We start from the raw sequence: 23,551 nt of genomic DNA on the forward strand, positions 1-23,551 counted from the left end.
TCCCATCCGTTTGGAGATAAGCTCGTGGCACATTTCGATACTACGGCTTTCATAGGCTACCTGTTCAATGCATTCCTGCTGGGCGGAATCCCCGTCACTGTAGGGTTGACGGCCGCTGCCATCGTCGGCGGGCTTATCCTCGGCATGATACTTGCGTTCATGCGTTCTTCTCGGAACCGATTGTTATCGGGGTTTGCGAAGTTCTATATCTGGTTCTTTCGTGGAACCCCGCTTCTTATCCAGCTTATAATAATCTACTCGGGCCTTCCCGTGATCGGCCTGAGGATGAACGTTCTCACCTGCGCCCTTGTAGGCCTTGTGCTCAACGAGGGCGCCTATCTTGCCGAGATCGTGCGTAGCGGATTCCTCGCCGTTCCCAGCGGGCAGAGGGAGGCGGCGTGGGCCTTGGGGCTGTCCAGGTCCAAGACTTTCTCCAGCGTGACGTTTCCCCAGGCCTTCCGCCTGATGATCCCTCCGCTGGGGAACTCGATCAACGGTCTTCTGAAGGCAACATCGCTGGCATCCGTCATATCCGTCGAGGAAATACTGCGAAGAAGCGAGATGCTCATGCAGCAGGATTTCCAGATTCTGGAAGTATACGCTGCAGCTACCGTCTATTATCTTGCTCTCACTTCCATCTGGGATCTGTGCCAGGAACGCCTGGAGCGGCATTTCGGGCGCTCCCAGCTTGCCGGAAAGGCGACAGACAGTCACCGATGAGCCGATCCACCAAGCTGTTCCCTCGTTCTGACCTGTCAGGAGAAATCGATGGCCAAACCTGAAAAATCCGTCGATGGCGGCGCAGCTGGCGAACGCCCTGCCGTCTTGATGGAGGGCGTTTGCAAGCGGTTCGGCAACTTTACTGCACTGGAAGGCATCAATCTTTCCATCGCCAACAAAGAACGGGTCGTGATCTGCGGCCCGTCAGGATCGGGAAAGTCCACGCTGATCCGTTGTATCAACCACATCGAAAAGCACGATGAAGGTGTGATTGTCGTCGGCGGGGTTCCACTCGACGAAAAGCCCAGGAACATCGATATAGTACGGCGCAGCACCGGGATGGTGTTCCAGAGCTTCAATCTTTTCCCGCACAAGACCATTCTCGAGAACTGCACGATGGCACCCATGTCCGTGCTTGGCCTGAGCGCAGCCCAGGCCAAGGAACGGGCGATGCATTTTCTGACCAAGGTCAAGATTCCGGAGCAGGCCGAGAAATATCCCGGCTATCTCTCCGGCGGCCAGCAGCAGCGTGTGGCGATCGCGCGGGCCTTGTGCATGAAACCGTCGATAATGCTCTTCGACGAACCGACTTCGGCTCTTGATCCCGAGATGGTTCAGGAGGTTCTCGACACGATGATGGAGCTTGCCGAGGAAGGCATGACCATGATCTGCGTGACGCACGAGATGGGCTTCGCCCGCGCGGTGGCCGACCGCGTGGTGTTCATGGACAGGGGCAGGATCGTGGATGGGGGAAGCCCGCAGGAATTCTTCCGCAACCCCAGCTCCGAAAGGGCGCGCGAGTTCCTGAGAAAGATCATTCATTAGAGCGCGCAGGTATTCGAACAGAGTCGTGCCGCCGGTTCAGGGGCCCTGCGGGGACAGGGCGCAAATCCATAACAATGGGGGTTGAGATGTCCAAGGTTATCTCCGCAGCAGAGGTTGCGGCGCAGATTGGCGATGGTGCGACGATCACGTTGCCGGGCAACGCCAGCTTCATGGTCGTCGACTGCCTGTTACAGGCGCTGGAGGAGCGGTTCCGAAACGAAGGAGGACCGAAGCAGATCACCGCCTTCGTCCCCTGCAATGCGGGGCTGGGACCGGGCACCGGCGTCGACCGCCTGGCGCACAAGGGGCTGCTCAAGCGCTATATCGCCTCGGCGTTTCCAATCTACGACGGCTCCTCGCTCGCCGCGATGATCCTGAATGGCGATGTGGAAGCCTATAACTTCCCCATGGGGGTCCTTTATGCGTTGCTGCGCGAAAGCGGCGCCCGCCGCCCGGGGTTGGTGACGGAAGTCGGAGTGGGAACCTATGTCGACCCTCGCCAGCAGGGCGGCAAAATGAACGCTCGGACGACCGAAGACCTGGTCGAGCCCATTTCCATCGGCGGCAGTCCATATCTGTTCTACAAGGCGCCGGCGATCGATGTCGCCCTGTTGAAAGCCACCTCCTCCGACGACAAGGGCAATCTCAGCCTGGAGAACGAGCCACTCACCCTCGGCTCCCTCGCCCTCGCGATTGCCGCCAAGGCGAGTGGCGGCAAGGTTTTCGCCCAGGTGGAGCGGCTGGTGGAGCGCCACTCCCGTTCGCCGAAAACCATTGTCGTGCCGGAGCACCTCGTCGACGGGGTGGTGCTTGCGCCCGATGCGCCGCAGTCGGCAGCTTCCCGATTCGATGCACGCCTCACCGGAGAAATACGGCCGCCCAGGAGCAGGGACGCAGCCCCCCATGGCTCGGCTAGGGTCATCCTGCTCAGGGCAGCCGCGCAGTTGCGCCGCAGTTGGCTGGTGAACCTGGGGGTGGGCCTACCCGCTGGCCTGCCTTCGCTGCTGGCATCGCTGCATCTCGAAGACGAACTGACGATCAGCACCGAACACGGAGGGATCAACGGCGATCTGGAAGCACCGATTTTCGGAGCGCACGTCGGTGCGGACGCGATCCTCGATCCGCCAAGCGTGTTCGACATGTACGACGGAGGACTGCTGGACGCGACGCTGCTCGGGCTGGCCCAGACCGACGGACAGGGCAACGTCAATGTCAGCAAGTTCGGCGGGCGGTTAATGGGGTGCGGGGGCTTCATCAATATTTCCGCTCGGGCCGGAACGATCCTTTTCTGCACGACGCTGACAGCCGGCGGCACGGATGTTGGGGTGGAAAACGGCCGCGTTGTCGTTCGCCGGGAAGGGCGTGCTCGCAAGTTCGTCGAGACGATCGAACACCAGACATTCAACGGGCGTCAGGCCCTCGAGCGCGGCCAGAAAGTGAATATCGTGACGGAAAGAGGGCTTTTCACGCTCGATCAGGAAGGATGGCTCCTGACAGAAGTGGCCCCAGGGATCGTACCTGAGCGCGATATTGCGCCTGTCGTAGGCTTCCCGCTCCGTGTGGCGGAGAATTGTCGGCCATACGCACCGGAAATCCTGGCAGATGACGCTGCCGCGACAAAGGAATGGTTGTCCGCGTCTCTGGCGAGCCGTTGAGCGTAGCCGGAACAAGCATGACAGGGAGGTTGGTGGTAATGAGCCTGCTTTATTTCGAGGATCTTGTCGTCGGAACCGAATATCGCAGCCGGGGCCGAACGATAACTGATGCCGATATTCGCCTGTTCATCGGAGCGACCGGCGACGACCATCCTCATCACACCGATGCGGAATATTGCAAACGTCACCCGGTGTTCGAGCGCCCCTGCGCTCAGGGTGTCCTCGTCCTGAGCGTCAGCGATACCTTCTTTGCCTATGAGATCGGTTTCAAGCTGGCCTTCAGCCTCAATTATGGGCATGACAGGATCCGTTATCTTAAGCCGGTCTATGACGGCGACACCGTTCATTCGCGCATGCGGCTGCTCGACTGCAGGCCGCGCGACGCGACGTGGGGCATGGTCACGGTCGAATGCCATGTCTTCAACCAGGCGGACGAACTCGTGCTCGTGAACCATCAGGTGATCCTGGCTGGGCGCCGCGATGCGCCCACGCACGCCTGATCCGCACATGGCCCATTGCCGGTGCGGCGCCAGCTACCGCCCGGAACGATGCTTTCGCTTGGCGCGGCATCGCCTGGCAAGCTGACTTCGAAGGATGAAAGCAGATGAGTTCCTATGTGGTCGTTTCACGCCCGGCGGAGAGGGTCGTCCTCATGACCCTCAACCGGCCGGAAAAGCTCAATGCGCTGAGCATGGCCGTGGTTGCCGAACTTGCAGCGCGGTTGAGGGAGGTGGAGGCCGACGACACCACCGGGTGTGTCGTCCTCACAGGAAATGAGCGGGCCTTCTCGGCCGGCGCGGATATCGCCGATCAGCATCAGTATGGAGAGATGGTCCCCTTCAATCCGGACCGTCTGGCCGACTGGGGGGCGATCGAACGCTTCAGCAAGCCGCTGGTGGCGGCGGTCAATGGCTACGCCCTCGGAGGTGGCAATGAGCTGGCAATGATTGCGGATATCATCATCGCTTCGGAGAAGGCACTCTTCGGACAGCCTGAAATCAGGATCGGCATTTTCCCGGGCGACGGCGGCACCCAGCGCCTGGTACGCGCGGTCGGGAAGTCGATGGCTATGCAGATGATCCTCGGCGGGCAGACCATCGATGCTTCGACCGCGCAGCGGGCGGGGCTGGTCTCCGAGGTAGTTGCACACGACCAGTTGCTGGAGCGCGCGCTGGCCGTTGCCTCGGGTATCGCCGCGCATTCGCTCGTCGCGCTGAAAGCCGCGAAGAAGGCGGTGCTGCAATCGTTCGAGATGAGCCTTTCGGCGGGCTTGGCTTATGAGCGCGAGGCGCTCCGCCTGCCCTTCGCTTCGGACGATCGGAAGGAAGGAATGGCGGCATTCCTCGAACGGCGGCCCCCCTCTTTCAAGGGACGGTGAGCCAAGGGACGGTGAGCCGCGGCCGCGCTGTGGCCTGTCGGATCCGGTTCGTTTCCACCCGGCCCGTCAGTGATGCAGGCCAGCGCTGTTTGCACAACTGTTGAAGCAGAGCATGTTGTGCAAATAGCTAAAATCTCCATATTCTCCAATATCTTGCATTTGATCTGATGCTCAGATTAAACGCAGGCTGTTTCAGGCCCTTGCCTTGAGGCCCTACAGGATAGCCAACCCATGGCGAGCGGTCAGACAGCATATTCAAGCTCCGGTTCCGGGCGCAGGATCGCTCTTGCCATCGGGTTGATGATTGGTGCCGTCGGCTTGTTCTCGGTGCTGGATTCGATCGCCAAGTTCCTTGTGCAAAGCGGCTATCCCGTCCTGCAAACGGTGTGGGCGCGATACTTCTTCCACTTCCTTCCGATGGTCGCAGTGCTGCCGCTCACCGGCTGGAGACGCCAGCTCCACTCCGCCAGGCCCTGGTTCCAGACGGCCAGGGCTCTGCTGCTGCTCTGCGGTACCGTGATGTTCGTGGCCGCCCTGCGGCGGCTGCCGCTGGCGGAAGCCTATACCATCAGCTACGTGTCGCCGCTGATCGTGACGCTTCTGGCGGCGATCTTCTTGCGCGAGCGCGTCGACCTCTTTCATTGGGTAGCGATATTCGTTGGCGTGCTGGGGGTCGTGATCGTCATGCAGCCGGGAGGAGCCGCCTTCCAATGGGCCATGGTGCTGCCGCTGGGCATGGCGTTCACCTGGGCCCTTTTTCAGGTTTCGACGCGCGTGATCAACCAGTCCGATCCGCCGATGGTCACCCTGTTCTATACGGGGTTTGCAGGCACTGTCGCATCCGGCCTGTTCCTCCCGTTTTCTTGGGTGACCCCGACGCTAGCGCATGCGCCACTCTTCATGGTGCTTGGTGTTCTCGGGCTGGGAAGCCATCTCTTGCTCGTATATGCTTATCGCTTTGCGAAAGCCTCGACTCTTGCCCCGTTTTCCTACACACAGCTACCGATTGCCATTTTCACCGGATATGTCGTCTTTTCAGACCTTCCTGAGCTGCACGTGCTCGGTGGGGCAAGCTTGATTATCTCCAGCGGGATTTTCATTTTCTTGCGAGAGACGCGTGGGGTCAAGGCGAGTGGAGATCGATCGCAGAACGCACCGTGAAGCATCGCTCGCAACCATCGTCGTGGGGGCTGGCGCAACGTTCGGCAAGCAGGTTGGTCTCTGAAACGCCATGGGCGAGCTGGCCGTGGGACGGACATGAAGGTCAGAAATCTGCGCGATCAGCATGTCGTGCTTCCTGCTGAAGTTCGATGTTGGCCTGCAAGTCGTGTCGATGGCAATACACCTCCCCTAAGTGAAGGAAAGGCCGCGGAGGGCAGATCGGCTCGCAGCCCCCTCCCCTTTTCGGAAACGTTTCGGTATTGAACCTCACGCTCCGGACGCGAAAGAGGCCGCCCAAGGTTGGTTTCCGGGGCGGCCTCTCGTTGTCTGCGCCGCTCCGGAGGGATCATCCGGGCAGGAAGTCGTTCGTCGAGAGCGTTGCCGTCCTTCCCGATAACGGCTGTTCGTGTTTGCCGCAGCGAAATTTGCGCGGAAGCGCCGGCGATGCGGAGCTTTGCGGACGTTGGCGGGCAAGACTGCACATCGCAAGACTGCACATCGCTTGCGGCTTCCCGATACTCACGCTAGATTTGGGCAATGATGTTCATGTCCACATTCTTCCCGCTGATCTGAACGGCCCTGTCGCCCGGCGCATACGCGCCGTCAGATCAACGCGGCGCCTCCGATGCAGGTGCCGAATGGAGAATGCATCATGTCCAGTTCCCTTCCTTCCGGCCTGACTCCGCGTCAGGTCCAGAGATTTATCGACGACGGTTTCGTCAGGATCGACGGCGCCTTTCCGGCCGATCTCGCAAGGCAATGCAGAGACGAATTATGGGCCGCGATGGGTCTTTCGCCCGACAGGCCCGAGGACTGGACGCGACCTGTCATCCGGATCGCGTCCCTCGCCACGCCCCCCTTCGTTCAGGCTGCCAACACCCCGCTCCTTCATCAAGCCTACGACCAGTTGGCCGGGCCGGGCCGTTGGCTCGCGCCACAGGGACTGGGAAGCTTCCCGATCCGTTTCCCCTCACCGGATGAACCCGGCGATGATGGTTGGCATGTCGACATGAGCTTCGGCGACAGCGCGGATTTCATGGAGTGGCGGGCCAACGTGAAAAGCAGTCGCCGCGCTTTGCTGATGCTGTTCCTCTTCTCGGATGTCGGACCCGATGACGCGCCGACCCGGATCAGGAAAGGCTCGCATGCGGCCATTGCGCGTGAGCTCCTTCCTTACGGCGAGGGCGGTGCAACCCTGCGGCAAATTTCGGCGGGCGGTTATGCCTCGACCGACGAATGCCCGCAGGAGCTTGCGACGGGCGCGGCGGGCACGGTCTATCTGTGCCATCCGTTCCTGGTTCATGCAGCGCAGCCGCACCGAGGGACAAGGCCACGCTTCATGGCGCAACCGCCATTGCTGCCCAGGGAGGAATTCGACCCGGCGTTGCCGCCATCGCCTGTCCAGATCGCGATCCGCAAAGCCTGCGGACTGACGTTCTGAGATCTTAAATGCCGGGGCCGATCGACGGCTCCGGAACCCCGCTGCTGGTGACTGCAATGGGCTTGAAGGATCAGGCAGCAACGTGGTCTGGCTCATGTCGCCCCCTGCGTCGAGATAATAGGTGACTTCCGTAACCCATATCGACCGGATCGCCTCCGCAGCCGATTTGCCCTGCGCCGTCAGCACTTCAACCTGCCGAAGCTTGGCAACGATCTCTCCCGCTCTGTGCCTCTTGCCATCTCGTCGTCCTCCTATTCTTCCGAAGACATACGTAAAGGTGGGCCAGTTCAATGGCGCAGGCCAAGGCCGGCAAAAGCCCCGTCGCCGTTCTGCCGGTCGCATGCTCTGCCCTGCAATGTGCGGGTCATTCGACGTGGCCAGGTGTCAATCCCAAATCCATGGGGTGGTGGACAGGCACCACCCGGGCTACATGTCAACCTCGAGCCGAAGGGGGTGTACAGCGTTGGGTTGCAGGAGCCCTTTCCCTTCGACGGTGTCCGGGAAGCAGAAAAATAGGCCAGATCCCGCGTCGGGGACCGGCTGTTTACTTCACCGCAGGGGTATGATTCATGTCAATCTATTACACCGAACTCGCCGAACCCCTTCTGCAGTTCCTGCTCCGGAACAACCTGTCGGCCACGGCATCTTCTCCCGCGCTCAATCAGTCCATCCATCTGGGAGCCGACTGGTACGGATCGCAACCGCGCATCATCACGGCGAACTACGGCTTCGACGGCTACATGGGCGTCCCGGGGCTGGACGGTACCGACGAGGCTTCCCGCGAGGCAGCCGAAGCCGGCAACGTGGCCTGGCAGACGCTCGACCCCGCGCTGCAGGCAGCCGCCCGTGCCTATTATTCCGCCGTGAGCTACGACAATTTTCTCGCCCTCTACGGCGTTGCCGCACTGCAGGCCGACACCATTCCCGTGGTTTTCAGCCATCCGGTGCTCGGCGACACGGTTGACCCGGCGGCCTTCCGCATCACGCTCAACACCGGCGATACGGTCACGCCGCTGGCGGCGAGCTTGGTGCCCAACAGCGAATACAACGAGCGGCAGACCGTTGTGCTGACCGGCTATTGGGGCAATCGTCTGAGCCCGGATAATCCCGATGCACTCTACCCCGTCCATGTCGATATCGTCGCCACCGATACGCCGCTGACACTGGTAACGGCCGATGGTCTGGTGTTGGCGACGGGGTTGGGCATCGACAGCCAAAATCCTTACGTGGCCGGCAACGGCCCGAAACTGGTGGCCGCCAACCTTGACCATATCAGTGATCTCGGCGAAGGCGCGCCGCTTTGGCTGCAGGCGTCCAACCAGAACAGTGGCATCGACCTCTTCGGCAGCGAAGCGGAGTATCGCTTGCGGCTGTATACCAGCGCCGGATTTTCGCCCGACGGCATCGCCAGCATCCTGCCCACCGATTTCGAACGCTATTTCCTGCTTGAAGCCGTCGACGAGCAGGGCCGGACCGTCTGGATCCGCGAAGCCGGGACCGACGTCACGATCGGAGGCCTCGGCTCCGTCCGTGTGCTCGGCATTGCCGATACGGGGCCGGCGCAGGACAGCTATGATCTCTCCTATGTCGAGGATCACGACAACCAGTACGATATCATCCTGGCCGGCGACGCCGCGGCCGTTGCGTCCATCACGCGCGTCCATCTGCCGTCTTCCGGAGACTACTCGCCTGTCTACAACCCGGGCGGCCCCGGCAACGATCCGGCCGGCGGTCCCCAAGGGCCGTTCACCGTTCCAAGCTCACCGATGAGCATCGAGGTCGCCAATCTGATCAGACAGGACCCCTATGTGTCATATGTGGAGATCGACGGCCGGGTCTACCGCGACCCAGCTACCGGCCAGCCGATCGGCGCGTACAGAGGGCTTGCGGTGCACGACACGCAGACCGGGCACGAGATCTACCAGTACGTCGATCCCGACGGCAAGCTCTTCTACGCCTCCTTCGCGGTCGACGCACACTACGCCATTGACTTCGCTGCCGGCCAGACCCACGCGGAAACGCGGGCCACGGACGATCAGATCCGGGGCAATGTGGAGATCAACTGGGTCAGTTACCACGGCCTCCGCTCGTCGTATGAACTGCGTTGGCAAGCCGATGCTCTGCTCGTTGATGATCTCCTTCCGGGACGCGACGGCAACGACCAGCTTCGGGATATCGAACGCCTGCTTTTCAGCGACGGCGCGCTGGCGTTCGATCTCGACGGCCACGCCGGCCTTGCATACCGGCTCTATGGGTCGCTCGGCCGCGCGCCGGATGACGCGGGCCTCGGTTACTGGATCGCCCGGCTCGATGCCGGAGACGGCGCCCGCACTGTGGCGGGCGGCTTCATCGACAGTAACGAATTTCAGGCCGGCATCGGCCCGTCTTCCACGGAGCCTGACGACGCCCGCACATGGGTCAGCCAGCTGTACGGGTATTTCTTCGACCGCGCGGCCGACACGGAGGGTCTGGATTACTGGGTCAACGCCCTCACCGGGCAGAGCCTGGATGACGCGGATGTGGTGCTGGGCTTCGCCAATTCGGACGAAGCGCACAATCTGATGATACAGACAGTGGGAGACAGGGTGAATTTCGAGGTATGGGATCTGTCTTGATCGCCAGCCAGCATGAGGGTCTGCTCCTCTGGGTGGCGTTGATGAGTTTTGTTAGTCCTGCTTTGGCACGAGGTGTCAAAGCAGGAGACCACCATGAACGAGTTTCGGTTCGACTTGCCAAATTTGAGGCCGAAGCGACAGCTCCCCCCTTTGCGCTTACAGCTTCCGACTCCCAAGGCAACATTCGAACGCGTACTTTCAGCGACTCTGCGGAGACTGCGAACGTCTGCTCCCCGCCCCAGGCCGATCCGTGAACCATGCAAGGCTATCGAGGTTGGTCCGGTCGCTGTGGAGGTTTGGCCTGCCCTTACGGCCATGTGAGCGTCTCCGGAATATGGCCCATGACGGCCAGTTTGGGGCGCACGAGGTGTATAGCTCGTTGTTCATACATTTCAGCAGTAAGATGAGCGCGGGCCTTATCCATCAGTGATCTAGGAACATAGCCATTTGCTTGTTCGTCCAGATCTTGCTGCGTCGGGGTGACGCCGATATCGATCCATAATCGGTCACTAAGTAACCACTCTAGTTGATCGACAAAACGGATGCCGAAAGCAGCTTTCAGACCGGCATTGATATCGTTGACAGTTCGCCTACGAGCATCGCTGTAGCCGCCATCGGGAAAAAGTCCCATAATGATGGCTTGGCTTTTGTAAGGAGAGAACCAACTATCGATCTTGAGGATGTCACGCAGGATGTCAGGTGCAGCGCGCCCTGCCGACACATCGTTTTTACCGATCTCTAGTATAAAAACACTATCCCGGTAACGAAGATGTCTTGAGGTAAACGGACTGCCGTCAGGCAGCGGTACTGCATTTCCATCAGCCGACCGTCTAAACAACAGTGGTTTTCCCGCACCAGCCTGTGATAGTACTCCCACAACACCAGCTAAAGTTCCGGGGATACCAGGGACATTAGGATGCCACAAGTCAGGAGTGGTTACCTCCACCGCTCCCGATGCAGGGATTTGTCCAGTCGTCGATGTGATCCGAGGGGAGATGACGCCAAGCTGCGCCATCGTGTAGGCAGCGACGGTACCACCATAGCCCAGCGGCCCAAATCCAGCCCCCATCTCGCTCGCCAGATGCTGATAGTACGTGTGGCTATACTGGACTGACGACGACCCCGCCGCGGCCAGGGAGGACGTATCCGCCGCGTAGGGCACCCGGTCACCGGACGGATGCAGCCACGTGCCATCGGCAGTGGCGATCGCGCTCACACCGATTCGGAGTAACCATCGATTTAGCACCCATTGTGGCACCGATCCGTCCTCCTCCCGAGCGCACAGCTCAATCGCCCTCTCCTCTCCCGCCTCATCGACCTGCGTGATGATCGCCCCATAGCCGGTCGCGGAAATCAGGGATGGAATCGACCGGTCGCCCCGCGCAGCAACCGATACCAATGGAATGTGGCCGCCATCAGCATGACGGTTGTACGTGAGGTCCTCGGCCGAATTGCTCTGCTCCAGGCTGCCGATGGCGGATCCCAAAGCCCCAGTTCCGTATCGGAAACCGCGCCGAGTGCCCCGCCTGTCGGCGATGCGTCGCGCATTGCCTGCAAGCGGTCAAAGCTCGCGTTCCCCTTGATGGTGTTGAGAAGATTTCCGAGCCGGCTCGCCGGGGTGCCGCCGATGCCCCGCGTCTACTGACCAAGAACGCCGGTCGAGAACCATGGGGACTCCTCGATGACAGAAAGCGCGCGGCCGATATCTTCGACAACGACGTTGCCGTAGCTCCCCAAGCCGTGGTTATCAGCGTACCGGGACGAAGAGCCATCGCGTAGACGAAGACCGCTGACATCCGCTGCCGGACACGTTTGGCCGTTTCGATCGCCGGCCGATCCTCGATCTCGCGCAGCACATCGAGCACTGCCGGCGCTGTTACCGAAGCGATGTAGCGGTCGCCAAGCTTCGGGAAGACATCCCGTTCGAGTGACCGTAGGACGTCATAGGCGTGCGTCTTCTCTGTCCAAATGGCGTGGTTCTTCCCCTACCACTCCCGCGCAATCGCCTCGAAGGTCAGCGGCCATGCCCCAATCCCTCCGATGCCCGCATTTCGTTCTCCGGTACCCGCAAAATGCCCACAAATATCGTGGGCATAATCTGGAACAGATTGAACAAAATAAGAACAAATGAGATAATCTATCTCACGGAACGCGTTGCAAATCAACGTGTCTGGGAGTGCTTAGGGGTTAGCGGGATGAGAACATGGCGGGCGGAAGCCGATGAAACGGAGAACTACGTCTACGCTATAGCCCTCCAAAGTTGAGGCACGAGCGAATGGCTAGAATGGGTGAAATTCGGACCGGCGGCTTCTGGATGGACCTGCTGGGATTGCGGACATTTTTCCGCTTGCGCGCGTACATCCGATTGCCGATGATAGTGCATGACTGCATTTGCCGACCATGATGCCTACATCGCTGCGGCACCGGAAGCGCTCCGGCCGCTGCTAACGCTCGTGCGCGCCCGGCTTGCGCAAACGCTCCCTGACGTGGAAGAGGTCATCAGATACGACATGCCGGGGTTCGGTTCAGCGGATTTAATCATCGCGGGCTATGCGGCATTCAGCAAACAGTGCGGTCTGTACGTTAGCAAGGGCGCGATCAGCGCTTATTCGGACGACATTGCCGCAGCCGGGCTCAAAGCATCGAAGACTGGTGTCACATTCTCGCCGAGCAAGCCCATTCCGGACGAACTCATCGTTGCACTCGCCCTTGCTTCGCGAAAGGAGCTAGGGGTGTGAATGGCCGATGCGGCGGTGTCTGCCAGTAGGGGCGTGGAACCGATATTGCTGCGCCACCGCTATCGGCAGCCTTCAAAATGCTGCGCGTAGAGCTTGAAAGGCAGTGATGGGGCCCGCTTGCTGACGCTGCTGATCTTCAAGACATTCCGGGCCGAAGCGTAGAATCGGCGGTTCTCAGAATCGCTTGATACGAGAGTGCTGTGATCGGCGCAATATCGCGCCATAGAGGGCAATCGGCGGTGTTTGGCGGAGACGGAGGGATTCGAACCCTCGATAGGGTTATAAACCCTATAACGGTTTAGCAAACCGCCGCCTTCAGCCACTCGGCCACGTCTCCATGGGACGTCTTCTTTGCAGATTAGCTGAACCGGGTCAACGCGGATCGTGAAATAAAGGTGGAAAAAGGCGCGCCCGCGCCGACACGTCGGCAGCGGTGCGCCCTTGCTTGCGACAGCACCTCTTGCAGCCGTACCGCAATTCTTCGCCTTGCCCCATGGAACGCGCAGCCGCCACAAGGCGTTGTTGCAGCGTCCAAGAACGGAACGCAACCGACCGATGGAGGCATGCAATGTTGAGAGGCGCCCTGCTCTGGCTTATCGGGATACCGATCCCGATCATCCTGATCCTGCTGTTGCTCGGCTACCTGTAATGCCGGATGGATGCGCGCGGCAACGGGCAGGGAAGCGGCCGATGAGGCGGGCGTCAATCCTGCCGGGAGGGCGGCGGCGGGCGTGAGCGGTCGGGCAGGACGTCCGCCAGCTTCGCACGCGCCGAGCCGGGACGAAGCGGCTTCTGCTGGCTCTCGTGCGGCGCCCAGCCCGACAGCCAGAGCACGTCGAACGTCGCGGGAAGCCGCCCGTCGGTGCCGGCGAACCGCTCCACGTAGATCTCGCAGGCGCGCATCAGCGTCGCGCGGCGCAGCGGCCGGCGGCTGCGCTCGGAAAGCGCGTTGGCCAGCCCCATGGCGCGCAGGTCGCGCATCAGCGAAACCGGGTCGCCATAGCGCACGGACACCCGGTCGACATCCGTCACCGGCAGCGCGAACCCTGCCCGCTGCAGCAGCCCGCCCAGATCGCGCAGATCCACGAAAGGCGCCACGCGCGGGCTGACGCCGCCCTCCAGCTCCGCCTCGGCATGCGCGAAGGACTGGCGCAGCTCCGTCAATGTCTCGCCGCCGAGGAGAGCCGCCAGAAACAACCCGTCCGGCTTCAGGATGCGGCACACCTGCACCAGCGCGCCGGGCAGGTCGTTGACGTTCTGCAGCGCCAGGGCCGAGACGGCGAGATCGAACTTCCCTTCCGCGAGCGGCAACAGTTCCTCGTCCGCAGCGAGATCGCCCCCCCCCTCCGCCCCGGCGACGGGCGCGGCGCGCACGAGGCGCTCGACGGCGCCGGTCGCGGCCAGCGCCGCGGCGGCGGCCGGCGTGGGCGTGCCGAGATCGAGCGCGAGGCCGAAGTGGCGCTTGACCGCTGCGAGCCGGTCGACGAGATCCTCGACCGCGCGGGCAAGCAGGAAATCGCCGTAGCCGGCCTCACCCCGCAGCGCCCGCGTCAGGCGGCGGCGCTGCAACGGGCGGTCGAACAGGCGGGGCGCTGATGTCATGCCCGCTATGTAGCGCATCGGCGCATAAAGGCCAACACGCGGCAAGGCAGACGTGCCGCCATGCAGACGCGCGGCGCGGGGAGGACGCGACAGCCCGGCGCAAGCCGCGCCGCATAGGCTGGCGGCGGTCACTTCCGGCTCGCGCGCATCGGCATTCCGCCATGAACTTCGCCTCCCATCACCATTCCGATCGCGACGCTGAAACCAACACCCGCGCCGATGCACCACCGGCACGGGCGCGTTTCGTCGGCGGCATCGGGCGCTCCATCGCCGGCGGCTGGCGCCGGGCGCTCGACCTGCTCTATCCGCCCACCTGCCCGCTCTGCCTCGCCGCCACCGCCGAGCACGATGCGCTGTGCGCGCGATGCTGGAGCGGCCTTTCCCTGCTCGACCGCCCGTTCTGCGAGCGGCTCGGCCTGCCGTTCGCCGTCGATCTGGGCGGGCCGCTGCTGTCGGTGGAGGCGATGGCCAATCCGCCCGTCTTCCAGCGCGCGCGGGCGGCGGTTCGATACGAGGGCGGCGCGCGTACCCTCGCCCACCGGCTCAAGTACGGCGACAGGGCCGAGCTCGCGCGGCTGATGGCGCGCATGATGGTGCGCGCCGGGCGCGATCTGCTGCCCGATGCCCAGTTGATCGTGCCCGTGCCGCTGCACTACGGCAGGCTCTGGGCGCGGCGCTTCAACCAGGCAGCGGCCCTCTCGGTGGAACTTTCGCGCCTCGGCGGCGTTCCCTGGGACCCGCTGGCGCTGGTGCGGCGCAAGCGCACCCGTCCGCAGGTCGGCCTGTCACGGGCGGAACGGGCGGGCAACCTGCAGGGCGCGTTCCACGTGCCCGTGCCCCGCCACCCGACCGTGGAAGGACGGCGGGTGCTGCTCGTCGACGATGTGCTGACCACGGGCGCGACCGCCAACGCCTGCGCCCGCGCACTGCTTCGCGCCGGAGCGGCCGACGTCGATGTGCTTGTGTTTGCAAGAGTGGTGATGACAAGCTAACACTTGACAAGGAAAAGACGTCACCCCGGCGCTTCCCGCCGGGCGGGGACAATGCGCCATTCAGCACATGCCATGAAGGAGAACAGGATGCCGGACATCACGATCTACACGAAATCGTGGTGCCCCTATTGCGTCAGGGCAAAGGCTCTGCTGTCGTCGAAGGGGGCTTCGTTCGAGGAAATAGACATCGGGAAGCACCCGGACGCCCGCCCGGCGATGATCGAGCGCGCCGGCGGCCGCACCACCGTGCCGCAGATCTTCATCGGCGGCCGGCATGTCGGCGGCGCCGACGATCTCGACGCCCTCGACGCGAAGGGCGAGCTGGACGCCCTGCTGCACGCCGCGGCCTGAACGTGCCAACCCTTCCCAGCCGGGAGCTGCCGCCATGCCGGAAAACGCCGCTTCGTTCACGGTCGCCTGCCTCCAGATGCGCTCGTCGCGCGATCCGGCCGTGAACCGGGAAACGGCTCTCGCGGGCATTCGCGAGGCTGCCGACGCCGGCGCCGTCTATGTCCAGACGCCGGAGATGACGTCGCTGCTGGTGCGCGACCGTAAGGAACTGTTCGCCAAGGTTTCGGACCAGGCGCACGATCCGCTGATCGCCGCGGCGCGAGAGCTGGCGCGGGAGCGGCGCATCACCGTGCACCTCGGGTCCCTGCCGCTGCGCGAGGGCGACCGCATCGCCAACCGCGCCATCGTCATCGACCGCCAGGGCGAGATCGCGGCAACCTACGACAAGATCCACCTGTTCGACGTCGATCTGCCCAACGGCGAAAGCTGGCGCGAGTCGGCGACCTATGCGGGCGGCCACCAGGCGGTGACCGCGCCGCTCGGGGTCGGCAACAAAACCTATACGCTCGGCCTCACCATCTGCTACGACCTGCGCTTTCCCTATCTCTACCGGGCGCTGGCGGAGGTCGGGGCCGAGATTCTGACCGTCCCTGCCTGCTTCACCCGGCAGACCGGCGAGGCGCACTGGCAGGTGCTGCAACGCGCCCGCGCCATCGAGAACGGCGCGTTCGTCATCGCCGCCGCCCAGGGCGGCACCCATGAGGACGGCCGCCAGACCTACGGCCATTCCATCATCATCGATCCCTGGGGACGGGTGCTGGCGGAAGCGGGGTCGGAGCCCGGCCTGCTGCTGGCGACGGTCAATCCGGCGCTCGTCACGCAGGCGCGCACGCAGATCCCCTCCCTGCGGCACACGCGGCTGTTCTCCCTGCCGTGCGGCGGCACACAGCCGTAACGAAGGATTCACCACGACCCGGAATTGTGCGGCCCTGCGTGCGGGTTGACACAGATTTTCACCGCAATTGCAGGCATATTATTCCTGCATTCGCAATTCGCGGGTGCTTTCCTTTTCCAACCCCGGCGCAAGACTGGTAATCGGTATCCGTTTTACCGGAAGAGCGCGTCTATTGTGCCGCCACGGCTCAGCCGAACCGCCCAAGGATATTCTTGTGCGGGCGATGAAACCTGTGTGGCCGCAATCCAAGGTTGTTCCGCGATGCCCGCCATCGCGAAACAAACTCACTACGGCATCAAACCAGAAAGTGTGCGCACGTTTTGGAAAAATTTGATGCATTAACAAATGGATAGAGAAAACAGCGATTCAGATTCAATGCATTTTTTCTCTATCGAACGCCGGTGAATATCATGCAGACAGTGGTCACCATCATTGCAGTCGTTGCTGTGCTCAGCATCTTCCTCATGCTGCATCAGGTGCGGCCGCGCTGACGGATTTCCCGTCCGGGCGCGGCCGTCCGCCGCCTCATCGGGGCGGATCGAGGCGCACCCGCGTTTCGACCGCGCCCGTGCTTCCCGCGAGCGTGACGGTGAGTTCCACCGGCGCGTCGAAGTCCGGATGCCGGACGGGGACGACGAACGCCGCCCCGCCGGGGCCCTGCTCCCGCTGCGGCCGGCCGAATTGCCATCCGGCCGGTCCCTCGATGAAAACATCACCCCCCTCCCCGATATCGCCGGTGACGGCGAGCCGCAGATCCCCGCCGGAAAGGGTCGCGTCGCCGATGCCGAGGCCGGTGGCCGCGCCGCCGGGTTCCGCCTCTGCCGGCAGCAGGGCGACGGCGTCCTCCCACAGCCCCGCAATCTGCGCGACGTCCGAGAGGCTCGCCGCGACCGTCACCTGTTCGGGAATGCAGATCTCCCGGCATACGCCGAAGGCGATGTCGAGGTGCAACTCGGCCGGCCGGTCACCCGCGAGCGGCGCGATCTCGAGCGGAAACCGCACCGTGCGCAGATAGCCGATGGCATGGCCGACGCCGTCGAAGAAGCGCACCGGCGTCGGATAGCGCACCCGCACGTCGGCCACGTTGCCGGAAGCGCTCCAGTCGAACGTCGTCGGCACGCCGGAATCGCCCGGCTCGCGCCAATAGGTCTTGTAGCCCTCGGCGAGCGCGATCTCGACCACGGCCCGGTAACGGCCGGCGGCGGCGTCCCGGCCGGCCGGGAACAGTCGCACCTGCGCCGGCGCGTCGCCCACCGCCTTCTGCGGCAGGCCGGAGGACAGCGGCGGCGCGGCTCCCGCGGCGGCCATGCAGACGCACCAGGTCGCAAAGGCCAGCACGGCCGGCCGGCGGAGCCCGGATGCGAACTGTCCCCAACATTCAGAAATCATGGCGCATCTTCCTGTGCAAGACGGCGGGAAAACACCGGCGGTATCCCCAATTCGGCCCAAAGGCAAAAAACGGATTCCATTCAACGCCGTTCTCGCATAGCATGGAAGACGTTAGGAGAACATCATGCGTCGCGGCCACGCCCATACAGGTTCGGATCAATATCTCGACGGCCAGTTGCTTGTCGCCATGCCGGGCATGGCCGACGACAATTTCGCGCGCACCGTCATCTATCTCTGCGCCCACTCCGAAGACGGCGCCATGGGCATCGTCATCAACAAGCGGGCCGTCGACCTGCAGTTCGCCGATCTCCTGGTGCAGCTCGATATCATCGGCGCCGAGGAGGCCATCCGGCTGCCGACGCGTATCGGCAGCGTCGACGTGCTGCGCGGCGGGCCGGTCGAGGCCGGACGCGGCTTCGTGCTGCATACGCCTGACTTCGTCGTGAACAATTCCACGCTGTCGATGAACAACGGCGTCTGTCTCACCGCCACCGTCGATATTCTGCGCGCCATCGCCGCCGGCCACGGGCCGGCCAACGCGCTGTTCGCGCTGGGCTATGCGGGCTGGGCCGCCGGCCAGCTCGAAACCGAGATCCAGGCCAACGGCTGGCTGCACTGCCCGGCCAACGCCACGCTGCTGTTCGACACGGCGGTGGAACACAGGTACGAGATGGCGCTGCGCAGCCTGGGGGCGGACATCGCCACGCTCTCCGGACAAGCCGGCCACGCCTGAGGCGCGCTTTGACGCTCCCCCGGACAGGGAGTGTCACGCCGCCGCCGACGTCGCCCCGAGGAAGCGGCGCGCGTCGTGCGAGGTCATCGCATTGCCGAACGCGAAGCCCTGCGCATAGCGGCAGCCGAGGCTCGCCAGCGACGAGGCACCGGCCTCGTTCTCGACGCCGTCGGCGATGATGTCCATGTCGAGGTCCTGTGCCAGCGTGATGATGGAGCGCAGCACGCCCGGCCGCGAACGGTCGCCGAGATCGCGCACGAACACCCTGTCGACGCGCAGCGTGTCGAACGGCAGATAGCGCATCTGCGACAGGGCGAAATAGCCGGTGCCGAAACCGTCGAGCACGAGCCCCGCGCCGAGCTGGCGCAGGCGGATCAGCATCTGGGCGGCGAATTCGGGGTTTTCGGTCAGCATGGCCTCGCGGAAACCGAGCTTGAGCGACTGCGGCCGCACGGACGTGGCCGAGAGCACGCGCTTGACGTCGGCGATGAGCTCGTGCCGCAGCAGCCGCGGGCTGAACAGCGTGAGCGTGGCGAAGATCGGCGGCTCGACCTCCAGCGCCATCTGCCACGCGGCGAGCTCGCGCGCCGTGCGCTCCAGCGCATACTGGCCGATTTCCGCGATGATGCCGATGTCCTCGGCCACGGGCACGAACTCGTCGGCCTCGATGCGCCCGAGCCGCGGATGGTCCCAGTAGGGCCGCACGTCGAAGCCGGCGATGGTGCGGTCGTCGAGGCTGACGATCGGCTGGAAGATGAGGCGGATCTCGCCCCGGTCCACCGCGCGCCGCAGGTCGCCCTCAAGCGCGAGCCGCGCGAGGCGCTGGGCGCTCATGCCGGGCCGGAACACCTCGATGCGGTCGCCGCCCTGCTGCTTGGCGTTCAGCATGGCGATCTCGGCGTTCTTCAGCATGCCGCCCTCGGCCGAGGACGACTGCGCGTCGTAGAGCGCGATGCCGATGGAGGTCTTGAGGAAGATCTCCCTGTCGGCGAAGCTGACCGGCGTCGAGATGGCGCGCCGGATCATGTCGGCGAAGGCGATGATCCGCTCCGGCTCGTGCTCGGACATGAGGATCAGCCCCCATTCGTCGCCGACGAACCGCGCGATCGTGTCCTGCGGCCGCAGCAGCCGCCCGAGCCGGCGCGACAGCGTCAGCATGATCGAGTCGGCGACCGTCGGCCCCACCGAATCCACCACCTCCCGGAACCCGTCGAGATCGACATAGATGACAGTCGGGCGCATGGCCGGATTCTGGGCCGCGAACACCAGCGCCGTGTCCAGCCGGTCCTGCAGGAGCTGGCGGTTGGGCAGGCCGGTCAGTGAATCGTGCACCGCGTCGAACAGCAGCCGCTCCTCGGTGTTGCGCGCGTCGGTCACGTCGCCGAGCACGCCGACGACGCGGATCACCTCGCCGTTCGCCGCCACCACCGGGCGCGCCCGCAGGTTGAACCAGAAATACTGGCCGTCGGCGGCACGCAGCCGGAAATCGAGCGACAGGCGCCCGCGCCGCTGCTCCAGCACCGTGTCGAGGGTCGCGCGGTAGCGGTCCCGGTCGAAGGGGTGGATGGCGTCGAGCCACCTGCCGATGGAGCCCTCCAGCGCGCCGCGCGGCAGCAGGAGCTGGCTCTCCACCTCCTCGCCGACATGGATGCGGTCGGCGCTCACGTCCCAGTCGAACACCACATCGCCCGATCCCGCGAGCGCGAGCGCCTTGCGCTCGGTGTCCGACACCAGCCCCTGCGCCAGCGCGCCGCCGGCGAAGGCATGCTGCACCACGGTGAAGCCGATGAGCAGCACGATGAGCACCAGCCCGCCCATCAGGGCGGAGGGCACCAGATCGCGCGTCAGTTGCCCGTTGATGGTGAAGCCCGCGGCCGTCACCCAGACGAGCAGCAGGAACCATGTCGGGATCAGCATCACCGCCCGGTCATAACCGTGGCTCGCCAGATGCACGACGAGCAGGAAGCCGATGCCCGCTACCACCGCGATGGAGATGCGCGCCACGCCCGCCGCCACGGGCGCGTCGAACGCCGCAAGCCCCACCAGCGCGCCGAGGAACACGAGCCACGCCAGGGTGAAATGGCTGTAGCGCACATGCCAGCGGCTGAGATTGAGATAGGCGAACAGGAACACCAGCAGCGTCGCCGCCAGCACCGCCTCGGCGGCGGCGCGGTAGACGCGGTTCGTCGACAGCGCGATCGGGAAGAGCTGCTGGAAGAAGCCGAAATCGATGCAGGCATAGGCCAGCACCGCCCACGCCAGCGCCGCCGCGGCCGGGAAGATCACCGCCCCCTTGACCACGAACACCACGGTGAGGAACAGCGCCAGCAGGCCGGCGATGCCGATGATGATGCCCTTGTAGAGCGTCAGCCCGTTCGTCTTCGCCTTGTAAGCCTCCGGCTCCCAGAGATAGAGCTGGGGCAGGCCGGGCGTGCGCAGCTCGGCGATGAAGGTCACGGTCGACCCCGGATCGAGGGTGATGTTGAAGATGTCCGCGCCGGCGGCGTCCTCCCGCTCGGGCCGGATGCCCTGGCTCGCAGTGATCGCCGCGATGCGCGACGACCCGAGATCGGGCCAGATGACGCCGGAGCCCACCAGCCGGTAATGGGGCGCGACCAGGAGGCGCTCTAGCTGCTCGTCGGTATCGTTGGTGAGGGCGAACACGATCCAGTCCGGCCGCGTCCCTCCCTCGCGCGCCCGCACGGCCACGCGTCGCACGATCCCGTCCGACCCCGGCGCGGTCGATATCTGGATGAGATCGCCCTCGGACCGGTAATGCTCGACGACGGAGGTAAGGTCGATGGCGAGCGCATCCGGCGCCACCCGCACGGCCTCGACCGCCGAAGCCCGGTGCATGAGGCCGGGGGCGAGAAAAACCATTGTCGCCAGAAGAAGAACGCGGATCACAAGCAACGCACAGGTCTCGTTCTCAGTGAATCACGACCCGCTGCCGCGGACCGATTGGCGCGGGGGTGCGCCGATTGGAATTTTCGAACCAACAGGCACCCTCCCCCAGGGACGACGCCGGCCATGCAACAGCCCATCTGCCAAAGGCGTAAGCCCGACCGTTAGCACGGCAGGGGCCGACAGGCTACCGCCTTTCCATCCTTTCGACCGACGCCTCCGGGCCTTCGACCCGAGCGCTTCATCCAAACCGTCCCCCGGCTCATATCTTGTAGCGGCGCGTAAACTCGTCCTTCAACATTGCGTAGAGGAAATGGTCTTCCCACACGCCGGCAATGCAAAGATACTCTCTAGCATATCCTTCCCGCACGAACCCGACTTTTTCGAGGAGGCCGATGGAGGGAACGTTGATCGGCAGACACGACGCCTCGATGCGGCGCAAGCCCAGGGTGTTGAAGACGAAATAGGACGCCGCCACCACCGCCTTGCTCATGTATCCCTGCCGGGCGTAGCGCTCGCCCATCCAGTAGCCGAGCGTGCAGGCCTGTACCACGCCGCGGCGGACGGGGCCGAGCGTCAGCCCGCCCATGAGCGCGCCGTCCTCCTCGCGAAACAGGAAGAAGGGATAGGACGCGTCGCGCGCCACGTCCTCGTCGTACCAGGCGATACGCCGGCGAAACGCCGGGCGGGTGAGATCGTCGGTGGGCCAGGTCGGCTCCCACCGTTCGAGGAACGAGCGGCTTTCCTCCCGGATGGCGGCCCACGCCTCGAAGTCGCGCATCTGCGGCACGCGCAGGTGGATGCCGCCGCCGCGAATATAGGGTGCGGTGCTGCCGGGAGGAGAAAACCGAAACTGCGTCATGCGTCAGCCACCCCGCATCACGCGAGAGATCACGCCCGCCCTTTTCAACGGGCCTGAGGTCGGACCAATGGCCACGAAGGTGGGCTCGGATCTCATCAACGCGCTTCCCACGAATCGAACATCGCTGCTGGTTACCGCGTCAAGTTTGGCAACAACCTCATCATGCGGCAAGACCCTGCCCAAGGAAAGTACTTGCCGCGCAATCTGATCCGCGCGCGCCACCGGAGATTCGAGCGCCGACAGATGTGACATCTTCAGCTGCGCGCGCGCCCGCGCCACCTCCGTGTCGCCCGCGTCGCTCCCGGCGGCGCGCAGGCAGCCGAGCATCACCGGCAGCAGTTCGCCCACGTCGCCGGGGGCGGTTCCCGCCGCCATGCCGAACACGCCGGCATCGGAAAATCCCCAGTGAAAAGCGTCGATGGAATAGGCGAGCCCCCGCTCTTCGCGCACCTCCTGGAACAACCGCGACGACATGCCGCCGCCGAGCAGATGCGCGAACACCTGCATGGCGTAGGCCTCGCCGGCCGCGAAGGGCACGCCGCGATAACCGATGAGCAGGTGCGTCTGTTCGAGATCGCGCCCGAGGCGCTTCTCGCCGCCGCCGTAGCGCGCCGCGGCCGGCGGCTCGGGCGCCCCCTGGGGGATCGGCGCGAACAGGCGCCGCGCCAGCGCGAGCACGGTCTCGTGCTCGACCGCGCCCGCGGCCGCGATCACCATGCGCGGCGCGCGATAGTTGCGCGCCAGATAGCCGACGATCGCCTCACGCCCGAAAGCGGCAACCGACTCCGGCGTGCCGAGGATGCTGCGCCCCAGCGCCTGCCCCGGAAACGCCGCCTCCAGGAAGAGGTCGGTGGCGAGCTCATCGGGCGTATCCTCGATGGAGCCGATCTCCTGCAGGATGACGTTCTTCTCGCGCGAGAGCTCGTCCGGATCGAAGACGGAATCGGTGAGGATGTCGGCGAGGATCTCCAGCCCGAGCGCGATATCCTCGCCCATGAGGCGCACGGTGTAGGAGGTGTGCTCCACGCCGGTCTCGGCGTTGAGGTCGCCGCCGACCGACTCGATCGCCTCGACGATGGCGCGCGCGTCGCGCCCGGCCGTGCCCTTGAAGGCCATGTGCTCGAGCAGATGCGACAGCCCGTGCTCGCCGGGGAGCTCGTGGCGCGCGCCCGCGCCCACCCACACGCCGAGCGCCACTGTGGCGACATGGGGCATGGTCTCGGTGACGATCCTCAACCCGCTGTCGAGCGCCGTCAGGCGAACGCGCCCGTTACCGTCATGCATGCTTCG

At 64.2% G+C, this 23,551-nt stretch carries 20 protein-coding genes, 1 tRNA gene and 1 pseudogene; 13 read left to right on the forward strand and 9 right to left on the reverse strand.

Annotated features, from left to right (window positions below; translation table 11 throughout):
* Window positions 1-24 precede the first annotated feature (24 nt).
* From ACUSIJ_RS01450 to ACUSIJ_RS01480, 7 genes are all read left to right on the forward strand, one after another.
* Complete coding sequence (locus ACUSIJ_RS01450; protein WP_449306565.1) at window positions 25-720, forward strand: amino acid ABC transporter permease; 696 nt, start codon at window positions 25-27, stop codon at window positions 718-720.
* 48 nt (window positions 721-768) lie between these two features.
* A complete protein-coding gene (locus tag ACUSIJ_RS01455; protein WP_449306566.1) occupies window positions 769-1,545 on the forward strand; it encodes an amino acid ABC transporter ATP-binding protein in 777 nt (258 codons plus the stop codon).
* Between the two features lie 86 nt (window positions 1,546-1,631).
* Window positions 1,632-3,200 (forward strand): CoA-transferase, encoded by a 1,569-nt coding sequence (locus tag ACUSIJ_RS01460; protein WP_449306567.1) that lies wholly within the window; start codon window positions 1,632-1,634, stop codon window positions 3,198-3,200.
* Window positions 3,201-3,238: 38 nt separating this feature from the next.
* Window positions 3,239-3,700, forward strand: coding sequence for a MaoC family dehydratase (locus tag ACUSIJ_RS01465; RefSeq protein WP_449306568.1), 462 nt, complete (start codon window positions 3,239-3,241; stop codon window positions 3,698-3,700).
* A 104-nt stretch (window positions 3,701-3,804) separates the two neighbouring features.
* Window positions 3,805-4,578, forward strand: coding sequence for an enoyl-CoA hydratase-related protein (locus ACUSIJ_RS01470; RefSeq protein ID WP_449306569.1), 774 nt, complete (start codon window positions 3,805-3,807; stop codon window positions 4,576-4,578).
* A 231-nt stretch (window positions 4,579-4,809) separates the two neighbouring features.
* Window positions 4,810-5,739, forward strand: coding sequence for a DMT family transporter (locus tag ACUSIJ_RS01475; RefSeq protein ID WP_449306570.1), 930 nt, complete (start codon window positions 4,810-4,812; stop codon window positions 5,737-5,739).
* A 652-nt stretch (window positions 5,740-6,391) separates the two neighbouring features.
* Window positions 6,392-7,180 (forward strand): phytanoyl-CoA dioxygenase family protein, encoded by a 789-nt coding sequence (locus ACUSIJ_RS01480; RefSeq protein WP_449306571.1) that lies wholly within the window; start codon window positions 6,392-6,394, stop codon window positions 7,178-7,180.
* 114 nt (window positions 7,181-7,294) lie between these two features.
* Here ACUSIJ_RS01480 and ACUSIJ_RS01485 read toward each other — a convergent pair.
* Window positions 7,295-7,435 (reverse strand): annotated as a pseudogene (locus ACUSIJ_RS01485) (IS3 family transposase); the annotation flags it as partial.
* Window positions 7,436-7,749: 314 nt separating this feature from the next.
* Between ACUSIJ_RS01485 and ACUSIJ_RS01490 the strand changes: the two are divergent.
* On the forward strand, window positions 7,750-9,795 hold the full coding sequence (locus tag ACUSIJ_RS01490; RefSeq protein WP_449306572.1) for a DUF4214 domain-containing protein: 2,046 nt from the start codon (window positions 7,750-7,752) through the stop codon (window positions 9,793-9,795).
* A 307-nt stretch (window positions 9,796-10,102) separates the two neighbouring features.
* Here the strand turns inward: ACUSIJ_RS01490 and ACUSIJ_RS01495 are convergent, their stop codons facing one another.
* Window positions 10,103-11,281 carry a hypothetical protein gene (locus ACUSIJ_RS01495; RefSeq protein WP_449306573.1) on the reverse strand — a complete coding sequence of 393 codons (1,179 nt, stop codon included), beginning with the start codon at window positions 11,279-11,281 and terminating at the stop codon, window positions 10,103-10,105.
* Complete coding sequence (locus tag ACUSIJ_RS01500; RefSeq protein WP_449306672.1) at window positions 11,211-11,765, reverse strand: phage integrase central domain-containing protein; 555 nt, start codon at window positions 11,763-11,765, stop codon at window positions 11,211-11,213. Before ACUSIJ_RS01500 ends, ACUSIJ_RS01495 begins: the two co-directional genes overlap by 71 nt.
* Before the next feature lie 411 nt (window positions 11,766-12,176).
* Here ACUSIJ_RS01500 and ACUSIJ_RS01505 point away from each other — a divergent pair, with 411 nt between their 5' ends.
* The gene (locus ACUSIJ_RS01505) at window positions 12,177-12,533 is read left to right on the forward strand and encodes an iron chaperone (RefSeq protein ID WP_449306574.1); all 357 of its coding nucleotides are present in this window, start codon (window positions 12,177-12,179) and stop codon (window positions 12,531-12,533) included.
* Between the two features lie 244 nt (window positions 12,534-12,777).
* Here the strand turns inward: ACUSIJ_RS01505 and ACUSIJ_RS01510 are convergent.
* A tRNA-Ser gene (locus tag ACUSIJ_RS01510) sits at window positions 12,778-12,870 on the reverse strand.
* A gap of 365 nt (window positions 12,871-13,235) precedes the next feature.
* Window positions 13,236-14,135, reverse strand: a complete 900-nt coding sequence (locus tag ACUSIJ_RS01515) for a methyltransferase domain-containing protein (protein WP_449306575.1) — start codon at window positions 14,133-14,135, stop codon at window positions 13,236-13,238.
* Window positions 14,136-14,296: 161 nt separating this feature from the next.
* On the opposite strand from ACUSIJ_RS01515, the gene ACUSIJ_RS01520 reads away from it, so the two are divergent.
* The 3 genes from ACUSIJ_RS01520 to ACUSIJ_RS01530 all read left to right on the forward strand — a co-directional run bounded on the left by ACUSIJ_RS01520 (window position 14,297) and on the right by ACUSIJ_RS01530 (window position 16,373).
* Window positions 14,297-15,127 carry a ComF family protein gene (locus ACUSIJ_RS01520; RefSeq protein WP_449306576.1) on the forward strand — a complete coding sequence of 277 codons (831 nt, stop codon included), beginning with the start codon at window positions 14,297-14,299 and terminating at the stop codon, window positions 15,125-15,127.
* Window positions 15,128-15,214: 87 nt separating this feature from the next.
* Entirely contained in the window at window positions 15,215-15,478 is a 264-nt protein-coding gene (gene grxC, locus ACUSIJ_RS01525) for a glutaredoxin 3 (protein ID WP_449306577.1), read from the forward strand.
* A 34-nt stretch (window positions 15,479-15,512) separates the two neighbouring features.
* A complete protein-coding gene (locus ACUSIJ_RS01530) occupies window positions 15,513-16,373 on the forward strand; it encodes a carbon-nitrogen hydrolase family protein (RefSeq protein WP_449306578.1) in 861 nt (286 codons plus the stop codon).
* Between the two features lie 525 nt (window positions 16,374-16,898).
* Here ACUSIJ_RS01530 and ACUSIJ_RS01535 read toward each other — a convergent pair.
* Complete coding sequence (locus ACUSIJ_RS01535) at window positions 16,899-17,762, reverse strand: protein-disulfide reductase DsbD domain-containing protein (protein ID WP_449306579.1); 864 nt, start codon at window positions 17,760-17,762, stop codon at window positions 16,899-16,901.
* A gap of 124 nt (window positions 17,763-17,886) precedes the next feature.
* Here ACUSIJ_RS01535 and ACUSIJ_RS01540 point away from each other — a divergent pair, with 124 nt between their 5' ends.
* Window positions 17,887-18,495: a YqgE/AlgH family protein gene (locus ACUSIJ_RS01540; protein WP_449306580.1), complete on the forward strand. Its 609-nt coding sequence runs from the start codon at window positions 17,887-17,889 to the stop codon at window positions 18,493-18,495.
* Between the two features lie 33 nt (window positions 18,496-18,528).
* Here the strand turns inward: ACUSIJ_RS01540 and ACUSIJ_RS01545 are convergent, their stop codons facing one another.
* From ACUSIJ_RS01545 to ACUSIJ_RS01555, 3 genes are all read right to left on the reverse strand, one after another.
* Window positions 18,529-21,375, reverse strand: coding sequence for an EAL domain-containing protein (locus tag ACUSIJ_RS01545; protein WP_449306673.1), 2,847 nt, complete (start codon window positions 21,373-21,375; stop codon window positions 18,529-18,531).
* A gap of 286 nt (window positions 21,376-21,661) precedes the next feature.
* Window positions 21,662-22,261: a GNAT family N-acetyltransferase gene (locus ACUSIJ_RS01550; RefSeq protein ID WP_449306581.1), complete on the reverse strand. Its 600-nt coding sequence runs from the start codon at window positions 22,259-22,261 to the stop codon at window positions 21,662-21,664.
* 3 nt (window positions 22,262-22,264) lie between these two features.
* A complete protein-coding gene (locus ACUSIJ_RS01555; RefSeq protein WP_449306582.1) occupies window positions 22,265-23,545 on the reverse strand; it encodes a M16 family metallopeptidase in 1,281 nt (426 codons plus the stop codon).
* Between the last annotated feature and the right edge of the window lie 6 nt (window positions 23,546-23,551).

The organism is Pseudochelatococcus sp. B33, assembly GCF_053570585.1.